This is a genomic window from Psychrobacter sp. UBA3068, assembly GCF_002366815.1.
Classification (GTDB): domain Bacteria; phylum Pseudomonadota; class Gammaproteobacteria; order Pseudomonadales; family Moraxellaceae; genus Psychrobacter; species Psychrobacter namhaensis.
Window position 1 is genome coordinate 7,825 of the sequence record NZ_DFBY01000023.1, and the last position, 12,628, is coordinate 20,452.

Annotated in this window: 11 protein-coding genes; 7 read left to right on the plus strand and 4 right to left on the minus strand. The window is 43.2% G+C overall.

The window, feature by feature from the left end; all coding sequences use genetic code 11:
• A partial coding sequence (locus tag B2P60_RS05760) for a leucine-rich repeat domain-containing protein (RefSeq protein ID WP_414706629.1) occupies positions 1–1,199 on the plus strand: 1,199 nt, incomplete at its 5' end.
• Positions 1,200–1,313: 114 nt separating this feature from the next.
• Here the strand turns inward: B2P60_RS05760 and B2P60_RS05765 are convergent.
• The 4 genes from B2P60_RS05765 to B2P60_RS05780 all read right to left on the minus strand — a co-directional run bounded on the left by B2P60_RS05765 (position 1,314) and on the right by B2P60_RS05780 (position 5,962).
• A protein-coding gene (locus tag B2P60_RS05765) for an IS3 family transposase (protein ID WP_286739956.1) occupies positions 1,314–2,479 on the minus strand; the annotation gives its coding sequence in 2 pieces (ribosomal slippage) (positions 1,314–2,221 and positions 2,221–2,479; 1,167 coding nt in all).
• A gap of 202 nt (positions 2,480–2,681) precedes the next feature.
• Positions 2,682–3,386, minus strand: coding sequence for a hypothetical protein (locus B2P60_RS05770; RefSeq protein WP_193005491.1), 705 nt, complete (start codon positions 3,384–3,386; stop codon positions 2,682–2,684).
• 256 nt (positions 3,387–3,642) lie between these two features.
• Positions 3,643–4,356, minus strand: a complete 714-nt coding sequence (locus tag B2P60_RS05775) for a DarT1-associated NADAR antitoxin family protein (protein WP_286739988.1) — start codon at positions 4,354–4,356, stop codon at positions 3,643–3,645.
• Between the two features lie 355 nt (positions 4,357–4,711).
• Entirely contained in the window at positions 4,712–5,962 is a 1,251-nt protein-coding gene (locus B2P60_RS05780) for a YeeE/YedE family protein (protein ID WP_286739957.1), read from the minus strand.
• 581 nt (positions 5,963–6,543) lie between these two features.
• Between B2P60_RS05780 and otsB the strand changes: the two genes are divergently transcribed.
• From otsB to B2P60_RS05810, 6 genes are read left to right on the plus strand one after another with little or no spacing between them, the layout of a single operon-like run.
• Positions 6,544–7,485, plus strand: a complete 942-nt coding sequence (gene otsB / locus B2P60_RS05785) for a trehalose-phosphatase (protein ID WP_286739958.1) — start codon at positions 6,544–6,546, stop codon at positions 7,483–7,485.
• Positions 7,482–9,116 carry an alpha,alpha-trehalose-phosphate synthase (UDP-forming) gene (locus B2P60_RS05790; protein ID WP_286739959.1) on the plus strand — a complete coding sequence of 545 codons (1,635 nt, stop codon included), beginning with the start codon at positions 7,482–7,484 and terminating at the stop codon, positions 9,114–9,116. Before otsB ends, B2P60_RS05790 begins: the two co-directional genes overlap by 4 nt.
• Positions 9,117–9,150: 34 nt before the next feature.
• Positions 9,151–10,239: an acyl-CoA dehydrogenase gene (locus tag B2P60_RS05795; protein WP_286739960.1), complete on the plus strand. Its 1,089-nt coding sequence runs from the start codon at positions 9,151–9,153 to the stop codon at positions 10,237–10,239.
• Positions 10,227–11,126 carry a PIG-L deacetylase family protein gene (locus B2P60_RS05800; RefSeq protein WP_286739961.1) on the plus strand — a complete coding sequence of 300 codons (900 nt, stop codon included), beginning with the start codon at positions 10,227–10,229 and terminating at the stop codon, positions 11,124–11,126. The genes B2P60_RS05795 and B2P60_RS05800 overlap by 13 nt, the downstream gene beginning before the upstream one ends.
• Entirely contained in the window at positions 11,110–11,898 is a 789-nt protein-coding gene (locus tag B2P60_RS05805) for a class I SAM-dependent DNA methyltransferase (protein ID WP_286739962.1), read from the plus strand. The genes B2P60_RS05800 and B2P60_RS05805 overlap by 17 nt, the downstream gene beginning before the upstream one ends.
• Positions 11,899–11,941: 43 nt before the next feature.
• Complete coding sequence (locus tag B2P60_RS05810) at positions 11,942–12,619, plus strand: glycosyltransferase (protein WP_286739990.1); 678 nt, start codon at positions 11,942–11,944, stop codon at positions 12,617–12,619.
• Positions 12,620–12,628: the final 9 nt, after the last annotated feature.

A 12,628-nucleotide genomic window follows, 5' to 3' on the forward strand; every position in this document is an offset into this window, starting at 1 on the left:
ATCTTACAGACTTAAACATTAGTGGTAACCAGCTAACATCACTGCCTGAAAGTATTGGTAACTTAAAAAAACTGACACGCTTAGAAACTTGGAATAACCAGCTAACATCACTGCCTGAAACTATTACTAACTTAAAAAATCTGACAGACTTAAACATTAGTCATAACCAGCTAACATCACTGCCTGAAACTATTGGTAACCTAGAAAATCTTACAGACTTAATCATTAGTGATAACCAGCTAACATCACTGCCTGAAACTATTGGTAACCTAGAAAATCTTACAGACTTAAACATTAGTCGTAACCAGCTAACATCACTGCCTGAAAGTATTGGTAACTTAAAAAAACTGACACGCTTAAAAACTTGGAATAACCAGCTAACATCACTGCCTGAAAGTATTGGTAATTTAGAAAACTTAACAAGCTTAGACATTAGTGATAACCAGCTAACATCACTGCCTGAAACTATTGGTAACCTAGAAAATCTTACAGGCTTAATCATTAGTGATAACCAGCTAACATCACTGCCTGAAAGCATCATCAATCTCACTGAATTATTCTATATTTCACTTTCAGGTAACGAGCTTAATAATTATTCCGATAAAGTTAAGGATTTTTTAATTCAACTGATTAATAACAATGCTCTTGATGATTGGCAACCTCAAGATTTTGTTAAAGAACAACCGACAGACAATATTATTGAGTCATATATTCACAGTGTACCTAATGAGGTAAAAGAAACTGTTAATTTAGATGACTTTGACCTTAGTGAACTAGAACAAGAAATTATAGACCGCTTAGATCAAATCATTGTTAATAATATTGCTCACTTTAGAGAGCAAGGTGATTTTAAAGTCAGGCCAGGCTATGGTTATGATAAGTTCTATTTAGACTGGGTTGATGGTTCGTATGATATGAGCCTTCAAAGCTTGATTCACTACATTATGTATGAAGACGGTATCTATAAAAAAGTACTGAATAAAAATCAGTATGCTCGTCTTCTCCATATAGTCAATGAACAACCTGAGTCAATTTTTAGTGCTGATGAATTAATTGATGAAAATTACAGTCAATTACAATATGACTTTTTAGACTATTTTTACTATACATCCATTAAGTTTGTATACGATAAATTAACAAGCCTTGATTTTGATGTCTCTGATGCTTTTTCTGAATACCTAGGAATAGACCCATATTAGGAATAGACCCATATGATGAGGATTATGACGAGGAAGATGATGAAGACTACGAATTAGAAACTGAAGATTGACCCCTGCCGTCAATCCCGTAGACTTAAACTTGGGAGATTTTAGTTACGCAGCTTGACGATAATAATCAAACCACACCTGTCTTGGCGTTTTATAGCCCAAGCCCTTTTGAATCCTCGTCTGATTGTAGTACAGCTCGATATAACTGATAATATCATTGATGGCTGTGAACCTTGTTTTATAGTCTTGATGATATACCAGCTCATTCTTTAATACGCCCCAGAAGCTTTCTATCGGAGCGTTATCGAAACAGTTGCCTTTGCCGCTCATTGAGCCTATAAATTGATGCTGCTTAATGGTCGTGTGGTAGGCGTGACTGCAATACTGGCTGCCTCTATCAGAATGCACAATTAGTCCCTTGCTTGGGCGTTTATTCTTAATTGCCATGTTAAGCGCACGACATACTAAATCTGCGGTCATGCGCTTGTTAATAGCGTATCCGACAAGCTCTTTAGTGTATAAATCTTTGACTCCAGCTAAGTACAGCCAACCTTCGTTTGTCCAGATATAAGTAATATCGCTGACCCAAGACTCATTGGGACGCTTGGCGTCAAACTGCTGATTCAGCACGTTGTCATAGACCAGTTTATTGTGATTGGAATCAGTATTGACTTTAAAGCGCTTATGACGACGGCACTTGATGCCGTGTTCCTCTTTAATACTTCTAACCATGTAGGGACTGATGTCATGGCCTTGATCACTTAGATGCGCATGTAGACGATCTACGCCATAACGCTCATATGTTTCAGTATGAGCGGCTTTGACTAGTAGCTCGCAGTGATTACGATGTATCTGCTGATCACTAATGTCACGACTTGACCAGTCATAGTAACTTGATGATTTAACCTTTAATACACGGCACATAGTTGTGATGCTAAATATCTGCTGATTGTCTTTGATAAAAGCGTACTTTACTAGCTGTGCTTGGCGAAGTACGCCGTCGCCTTTTTTAATATCTCGCGCTCCTCCTCAGCAACTTTAAGCTGGCGCTTTAGCCGTTTTACTTCTTCAAGGGCGCTCATAAGATCAGGATCGTATTGTTCAGTGCCCACAAGCTTGCCCTGATTGGCTTTATTCTGCCAGTTAGATAAGGTTTGCATGGCGATCCCGAGCTGCTTTGCAGTAGCTGAAATATTGCCATTATTATCCGCTATCTTCTTGACAGCTTCTGCTTTAAATTCTGTGCTGTAAGTTCTAACTTTCTTGGTCATGGTAAACTCCTCGTTGAGTCGTTAGTTTACCAAGTTTACTTGTACGGTTTCTTCAGCATAGCTCAGGGCCCAAACTGTGCCCTGCCCTAAACTCTCCAAATTGAAAGGGCTACCCTAGATTGTTTTACCTACCTAAGACAACCCTTTATTTTATCGTGCTTGGCGTCACAAACACCACTCACCCAACCGCTTATTTTTTACGCTACTCTGCATCATCTAATAACTTATTCAGCTCGTCCACCATTGCGTCATCTATGATGTTGTCTTCTACATAGTTTACTATCTCGTCTATGGTCGTCAGATCCATTTCCCGAATACCTAAGCGGTCCAGCTGCTCATTAATCGACTCTAAACTCTCACCATCTTCAGAATCGTCTAATAGGTTCTCCTCGTACCTAACTCTGACGAACCAATACATTTTTTCTAGTACGGTTTGTTTTTTGGTTAAAGTAGAATACCCATCACCGTAAATAAACAAATTAAAATGATAAGGTATCTCTACATCGTTAATGGAAAAAGTACGCTGACACTCTAATGTGTAGGCTCGAATCTCTTTGTCTTTAACGCCTTCGTCTTCTTTATTATCTTCATCATACTCGATCGCCTCCTCTATCAACTCACCTAGTATTTGATAGTCGCCTACTTTGATTTTATGATTGTAAATAATGCTAGAATCCGCGATTGCCTCAAAAATAACGGCACTGACGTCTAACGTATGATCATCAATGTCATAAAACTCTTTGAGCGCTGGCAAAAACTCTGTTAGCTTTTCTTCAGGCACTGAAATGAGAAATTGCTGCTCATATATTTTAATCATGTCTTCAGGCGCATAAGTGTTTGCAGTATCAGTCTCATTTCTACCTGTCGGCTGCAAAGGTAAAAAGTTGTATGGGTTATTGTCGGTCATTTGGAACTGCCTTTTTATTTGGGTTAGCTTTATTAAATGTCTAACATTATCAATTTGTACGCATCTCTAAGCACGTTTCTACTTTTCAATATCACAGCGGCTAAAAGCCTGTGGCGTATTGTCTCTCATTCCAACGCTTTTAGATATATAGTCATAAAAACGCAGGCTCAATCACTACAGTTTATAAAAACTGACTGGTGACTATGTCTCTATGCCTCTGTGTCATGGCATTCAAAACAGAGTGCCAATCTAGCGATCAGACCCAACCCTTTTCCAAAAGCTGCTCGGTATTGCTCACTTTAAAGTCACTACATAAATCAAAAAATGCCATCGGATCTTCAACCTCATCGAGCAACTCTCGCTTATTGAGCGCCACAAACATCGCCAGCGCATAAGCCGCACTATGGATAGATTTTTTAGGATTAAACGTAATATCAGTAAAAGCTTGATACTGCATGACCGCCTCGTGCAGCGAAGGATTTTGTTTTAGAGCATTCACATATAGCCAATCATAAAAGGTGGTCAATGGCTCGATACTCCACTCCATACCAAAATAGTTGTAGCCAATGAGTTCACCTGAGGCCGTTAATCGCTCGTCTTTTTTGGCTTGTCTTGGCGGGGCGTTCAGCAAGTCGATGTAAGGTCCACCATGTTCAAACACCTTACTGGCATAAAAAGCGTTTTCGACACTATATTCTCTACCATCATGCTCATTCGTTAGCTTCAAGCTCAGTGGGCTTAGCGGAAAGCTCAACTTATTACCCGATTTACTAGACAGCTCTAGGACGTGGTTAAAACCATACTTTTTACGAATGACTTGATGCAGATCATTGATAGATTTTTTCTTCTGTCTACTCGCAAACCCCACATGCCGCTCAAACCTCACCATGTCCGTTTTTACCAGATTGTCACTGTTGACTCTAGGCATAAATACGGGTCTGTGTTCTACAGCATTTTGGCTTTGTTCCAGAGGATTCTGTTTTGTTTCCATAGCAATGTGCCTTATATATCAATGGTCTTGTATAAATGTTCTTTCATAGCGGATCAGACATACATAGTAGTTATTCAATGTATGGAACCGCTCCGACTGTATCGAAGGCTGATTTAACCCTATCAGGCAATAATAGCGGTCAAGGTTAAACGACTATAATACCGTTTTTCAAACTCAAAAGCTGGCACATAACCCGTCACACGGTACAAACGAGCCTTATTAAACCTCAGAAGCGTCCCTCATTTTACGATGGAACACCCAGTAAAAAAGACTCACAACTAATTGCGAGCCTTTTCAGATTAGACACTCTCATCATAGGGATGAGTATTTTGTATTAGCACACAGAATCGTTAGATTTTGGCACTGACAGTCCAAACAGGGGACGCATGTACAATGCTAAAAAAGTGCCTGCCATGGCGAGTATGCCCCAAATATAGCCATGCAAGCTAAAAGAAGCAATACCACCAAAGTAAGCGCCAATATTACAGCCGAATGCAAGACGGGCACCATATCCCATCATCAGCCCACCAATTACTGAAGCCGCAAAATTGCCGACCGTAATCTGCGTGAATTTGAATAAACCACCGGCAGCCGAAGCAATAAATGCGCCAATGATGATACCGATATTGAGTACAGTCGTTGAATCTGCAAAAACGGACGTGTTAAGCGCGGCTGCATTCGCCCCTTGCCAATAGCCCCAGCTGGCCACATCGACCCCTAAGCCACTAGCAATTTTAGAGCCCCACAATGTAAATGCGGACGTAATACCCCAAGGCTGACCACGGGCGAGCAAGGTCAGTGCATTCAGCAGTGCTAAAACAATTGCCGCTGCAAACAGGGGCCAAGAACCGCGAAAAATACGTTTCCAGCCAGATTCTGAAGGCACAGGCGCCATCTTAGGGGCATTTTTCTTTTTTTCAACAACTAATGTCACCCATGCGATGATACCAAAAACAGCAAGAGATAGCAGCCAAGCACCTGTATAGCCAAAGCCTGTAGAAGTGGCCAAAGAATAAGGGGCGTAGGCGGGCATCTCTTCTGTCCAGAATGGCAGATGATAAGCACCAATCGTGGCGCCGACGATAAAGAAAATGAACGTTATAAACATAACAGAACGCCCACCCCCTACAGCGTAGAGCGTGCCCGAAGCACAGCCGCCGCCAAGTTGCATACCAATGCCAAATACGAACGCGCCCACGACTAAACTGACACCTAACGGGGCTACGTAGCCTGCAACCGGACCACCAAAAAATGTGGTGCCATAAGCAAGGATTGGCGCAAACAATGTCACCGCGACAGCCAGCATCAGCATATGAGAACGCATCGCCTGCCCATTGCCTACCGCCATCATCCGTCTAAACGCCGAGGTAAAACCAAAACGAGCATGAAAGAGGGTGTAGCCTAACAAAAGACCTATGCCCAGAAGCAGTGATTGAGAGATGTGCTGGGTATCAAGCAAGTAGATAAGCAAGATCAATCCTGCAATGGCGCCTCCTGCTATTAATATTTTCTGCGGCGCATTTAACGCAAGACTGTCTCTTAAAATAGGATCTTTTGTATCATTTACAGGTTGAACTCTCGTCATAGTATTCAAAGTAATGCCGTCCTTCTCCGATGCCTTTAATCGGATATCGTTATATAAAAATTTATAGTGAAATATTGGGGCGTATGAAGCTGTTAAGGATTCTCAACGAGCAACGCAGCGCTACATCATAATCTTATTGTCATTAAAGTAAATATAAGCACACTAAAATAATAAGAATTAACATATGAAAATATGGAATAAAAGAAAACAGCCAAACAACTCCATCGATACTAAAGCAAATTAGGCTGTTATAAAACGTGAAAAACCCTTAATAAAAAACGGCTGAAACCTGTACTTATCAATCCAAGCAGTAGATGAGCCATTATTCACGAAAGCGCGTTCACTAAGGGTATGTCTGGGAAGTTACAGAAATTATGCCAAATTAAACATACTCGCCACCAGAGTATAACTGGGTCTATGGCAAACTTATTATCAGGTTTGGAGGTATACGGCTCGTTACTCTCGCCACCCAAACTGACAAACGCATACGTAAAACGCATGAGCTTTTAGCAGATAGCCTATTTTAAGGTCAGGTTACATTTAGTCAAAACATAATATTGCCTCACTAAAAAGGAAAAAGTGTGACTGTTGCAATAAACCCCAGCATAAGTACGCCGTCGTACATCCCGCCCAACACCTTTGCTGATTATTTATCTAATCAGTATCGCTATTGTTTGTTCTTGGACATGGATGGCACGCTGGCGGATTTTACGCTTAATCCCAAAGACAGCGCCATTCCAAACGCCACATTGACACTTTTACAAAAAATACAAAATCATGGCGTTAACGTCGCCATCGTCACCGGACGCAGTCTTGATGAAGCAAAAAAAATGCTGTCTCCTCTACAGTTACCGATTGCCGCCACTCATGGGCTAGAAATAGCCTTTGATAGCAAAGAAGACAGTGATAATAGTAATGGCAATAATAGTGACCACATAAGCGTTGCACATGTTGATGCTACCGAGCTTACCACTATCAGGCAGCGCATCATCCAATCTTGTCTGCCTTATCGTGATTTCACGATAGAAAATAAGCCATATTCCATTGCCCTACACTATCGGTGTGATCCTACTTTAGCGGATGCAGCTTATACCATAATGTCAGCAGTATTAAACCATCATTCCAATTGGACATTAAAACAAGGGAAATATGTGTGGGAAATCATGCCAAAAGGGGCAGATAAAGGGACAGCGATTTTAACCTTATTAAAGAATATGCAAAACAGCGAAGACTTGTGTCCTATCTTTATTGGTGATGACATTACCGATGAGGCAGGCTTTATAGCTGTGCAAGACAAAAATGGGGCTAAAACAGTAAAAACACACCAAAAAACAGCAAAGGGCATGGGTATTAAAGTAGGCGATGAGCGAACGTGCGCCCATTACTATGTGCATAGTGTACACGAGGTACGGGTGTTGCTTGAGAGCTTCTTAAGCTTTTGTCAAAGCCACCTTGCTCTACCATCTGACTTAGCAGACGCTAACACCTCTCCTATCAAACACCCAATGAGACACGTTATATGAGCCGTTTAATCGTTTTATCTAATCGGGTTAAAATGCCCGACAACAATCCGATGGCAGGCGGCCTTGCGGTAGCACTGCATGATGTATTAATAGAAAATCCAAGTATTTGGATGGGCTGGAATGGCAAGATTTTAGATCCTTGTGTCGATGGTTTTAACGACTGTGCGACCAATGCGTTTAGCAGTAGCAAACCACCTACTCTAGCAAGCGCTGACGCTGACGGGCAAAGAGCAAACCCAAAAGTCACCTATATAACCACTGCTCTAACGACCAAGCAGTACCAACATTTTTACTGCGGATTTGCCAATAATGTACTGTGGCCACTGTTGCACGAGCAAGCCAATTTAATCAGCCAAGCCCCGCAAGATTATGCAGGCTATCAAGCGGTAAACCATCTTTTTGCCAGGCAATTAAAAAAAGTGATTGAACCGGATGACGTGATTTGGGTTCATGATTACCATTTTTTAAGCGTGGCGCATTACTGTCGACAATTAGGGATAAATAATCGTATTGGCTTTTTTTTGCACATTCCATTTGCCCCACTGGCATTTTGGCAGCAACTTGACCAAAGCCCTGAATTGATTGAACATCTTGCCCATTATGATGTACTTGGTACGCAAACTCAGCAAGATAAAACCAACGCTATAGCCGTCTTTCAGCATTATTTAAACGGCCGCTTTTTACAACACAGCCCTTTACACAAGTCGTATAACAGTCAAGACTTTACCCCGTTTAACCGATTCGCTGGGGTGCATTTAACGCTCAATCTAGATTTATGCGCCACGCACTGTTTAGCAATTAACGCCTACCCAATCGGTGTGAACGTTGCAAAAATCCAGCAGCAGATCACTCGTTCATCTTCACGTCTACCCTCACAAACGGTAAAACACCCACAGCAAGAAAACGTCATAAAGCCCGCCGCACAGCAGATAATTGCTGTCGATAGAATTGATTACTCCAAAGGTTTATTGGAGCGTTTTTCAGCATATCGCTATTTTTTACAACAACATCCGCTATATCAAAACCAGCTAAAATTACTGCAAATTGCCTGCCCTAGCCGCTTAGACCTACCTGTTTATCGCCGGCTTTATGACAATGTCCAAAAAACCGTCCATGGTATTAATCAGCAATTTTTGCCTAGTGGGGAGCAAACGCCTACGTTTAAAACCGATGACTGTAGCGCCCACGACAAAGCTAACGATTTTATAAATAACTGGCAGGCAATTACGTATAGCGAAAAAGTATTAAATCACGAGGCACTAATGAGGGCGTTTTGGCACAGCGATATCGGTTGGGTCAATTCGCTTAAAGATGGGATGAACCTAGTCGCCAAAGAATACATTGCCGCCCAAAACCCTGAGAATCCAGGTGTGTTAATGCTATCACGTTATGCAGGGGCTGCTGAACAAATGCAAGCGGCGGTCATTATCGATCCGCACCAGCCCAAAAGCATCATACACGGTTTAAAAACAGCTTTAGAGATGCCACTTGCCCAGCGAAAGGAGCGCTATCATGCGTTGTTACAGGGGTTACAGCAAGACAATTTACACGCTTGGCAGCAAGATTTTTTAGATGATCTATACGATGTCAAAAATCATCCCACAACCAACGAGTGTCCAGCTACCGTCTAAAGGCCTGATCCACAATAATCATTAGGAAATCTCCATGGTAACGTTAGAGGCAAAAAATCCTTTATTACAAAACATTAAGATCGCTATAGACGACATTATCTCCGCTGATCGTCAGACGATTGACACGTTGGTTATCACCGATAAACTGCGGCACGACATCTTAAAGCGTTTAGTCACTTATAGCGACAAAATCCCCCATCCTGCCAGTGGTGACAGGACAACCCCACACACCTTAATGCGTTGGCAAATTTTGGCATATGTGGCAGGCATTGATTTAACGATTGCTAAATGGTTTGAGTCGCACTTAGACGCCCTAAGTATTTTACATGAAGTCAGCTATAGCGAGCGGGGACAAGGACTATGGGCAATTTGGGCGGCAGAAGGTCATCCTGACCCCATACGTTATCAACAAGGCAAAATCAGCGGCTCAAAGTCATGGTGTTCAGGCGCCAATATCGTGGATCATGGGCTCATGACTTATCGAGATGAGAATGGACAATTGCAATTACTTGTTGTGAATATGCAGCAAGACGGGATCAAGATCGACAACGGAGCATGGCAAGCGGTCGGCATGCAAGCCACTGATACAGCTACCATACAGTTCAATCAAGCAGCAGCCAGTCATGTTGGCGCGGCAAACGCGTATTTAGAACGCGTGGGCTTTTGGCATGGCGCGGCAGGGGTAGCTGCCTGCTGGTATGGCGCAACGGCATCTATAGCGACCTATTTGATAAAAGGGTATCAGCGTAAACCGCACGATTTTAAAGCCATGTATCTGGGACAGATTGGCACAGCATTGGCCGTCACTCAGCAGTATTTTCGCCATGTGGCTCACTTGATAGACAGCCAACCAGAACACAGTCATGAACTTGCCATTCGCCAATTAAGAGTGAACGTCGAGCAGTTGGCGCGTGAAGTCATCGAAACCGTTGGACTGGCATTGGGCGCAGCACCCTTTTGTGGTAATGCCCATTTCGCAAGGCTATCAGCGGATTTGCCTGTATTTATTCGCCAAAGTCACGGCGCGTTTGATTTACAAAAAATTGGCGAACTATCAAGTACTTTAGCCAGCGAAACAATCAATGAATCAACGGATGGACAGGAAGATATATGGCAACTGTAACCACCAATATGTCAGAACATCCTGCATGGTCTGACCTAACATTTAGCGATAATGAGGCAGCGGGCAGTACCGATACCGTAACCGATTATACGGCCACTTCTGAACACAATCATCCGATTGTCGGTGACCGTGTGATTGAGGGCGATGGCACCAGTCAAGACGCTTGGCAGAATTGGCAAGGACTGCAAGACTTACCTCGATTGAATCTTGCACAAAATTTTTTGCCGCATCAGCGTGTGTGTGTCTTTGCCCCGCATCCCGATGATGAAATCTTGGGCTGCGCCGGTATGCTGCAACAACTGGCGGCTAATGGCAATCCTATCATCTTGATTCATGTGACCAATGGCACACAAAGCCACCCAGACTCACAGATTTATCCGCCACAAAAACTTAATGTCATCCGTCCACAAGAAAGCCTTGCGGCCTTAAAAGCATTGGGCATCGCTCAACAAGTCACGACTATGACTCTAGGTTTAGCAGATGGTGATGTATTTGCACAACAAGCCCCGTTTAACGAAAAATTAGCCGCTATTATTCAGCCTGACGATATTTTAGTGACACCTTTTGTTCACGATGGCCATCCTGATCACGAAGCCACAGGACAGGTGGTATCTGCTTTTGCCAAGCAGCACAATTTGGCCTGTTATCAAGCACTTATTTGGGCATGGCATTGGGCAAAACCGGATGATGGCCGCATTCCTTGGCACTGTGCCCTCAGAGTTGATTTAACCGCTGAGCAATTACAGCGTAAAACGCAAGCCATTGCCTGTTTTAAAAGCCAAATCACTGTTGATGAAAGTACGGGCAACCCGCCCATTTTATCGGCGCAAGCCATCGCTAGAATTAGCCAGCTCTGGGAGGTTTATTTGTATGAACCACATGTCTGAATTGACAACGCCAATGACGCTTACCGCTGATACTGATACTGATACTGATACTGATACTGACAACCAGTCTGACAGCTATTCAGCCACGTATTTTGATGCGTTATATAGCGACAGTACCGACCCATGGCAATATCAGACCCGCTGGTATGAAAAACGCAAACGTGATATGTGTCTGGCGGTCCTGCCCCAAGCACAATATGGCAATGCCATTGAATTGGGCTGCGGCAATGGCGTTTTTAGCGAATTACTGGCCCGCCGCTGTCAGGCATTGACCTGTATAGATGGTAATCATCATGCGGTACAACTTGCCAGTCAACGCTTGGCAGCGTTCTCTCATGTTAGGGTGATTCAAGGGACGATTCCTAACGCCCTATTCACTTTTAAAGAGGCATTTTTAGGATCTGATCCTTCATCAGACCATCCGCTTGTCAATCAACCACCCTTTGATTTGGTTGTCATTAGCGAAATTTTATATTATTTATCGCCAGACGAGATTGATGCGGTGACCACTTGGATCGGTCAAAACCTTGCCATAGGCGGCACATTACTGTGCTGTCACTGGCGCTACCCCATTGATGGCTTTGTGATGACGGGCGACACGGTGCACCAACGCTTACACCAAGCATTTAATTTAGCAAAGCGTGGGACAAACAATAAGAGCGCTCAGCAAGTGGCTTTTAGTCATCAAAGTGAGATTATCGATACCGATTTTTTACTAGACGTTTGGCAAAACACTTCAAATTCAGTCGCTATGCAAGAAAACTTAATATGAGGCGTACGACAGCTAGCAACACAATGGGTGGTACATGAATGAGATAAAAATCGGTATTGTGATTCCCGCTCATAATGAAGCGATGACAATGACCAATTGCCTCACGTCGGTTCAGACAGCCATGACGCAGCTGCCGCCGACCATTACGGCGTACCCTCTTGTGGTGCTGGATAGTTGCACCGATGAGACGCTTGCATTAGTCAAAGCCGCAGGTGTGGATTACCTATGCTGTCATTATCACTGTGTGGGACGGGTGCGAGATATGGGTATTCGCCATGCTATCAAAAAAGGCGCAACGTGGATTGCCTGCACAGACGCAGATTCAATCGTAACGGTAGACTGGCTGATACAGCAAATCGCCCATATGACGCAGCAGCCTACGGATATAATTTGCGGTGTGGTGAGCGTGGATAGCTGGGCGCATTTAGCACCGCAAACGCGACAAGATTATATCAATCACTACCAAGACAGTATGGGACATCGCCACATTCACGGCGCAAATTTAATGTTTAGCAGTGAAGCATATCTCACGGTTGGTGGCTTTGCTCCATTGCCTTGTCATGAAGATGTGGATTTGGTTAAAAAATTTGAGGCCCAAGGCTATGCCATCACTTGGAGCAATCAGGTCCGTGTGATTACCAGCAGCCGTTTAGAAGCTCGGGCGGCAGAGGGCTTTGCCGCATTTTTGGCGAATTTAGAAAAAAGCCATTTATCTGAATGACCTCATCAA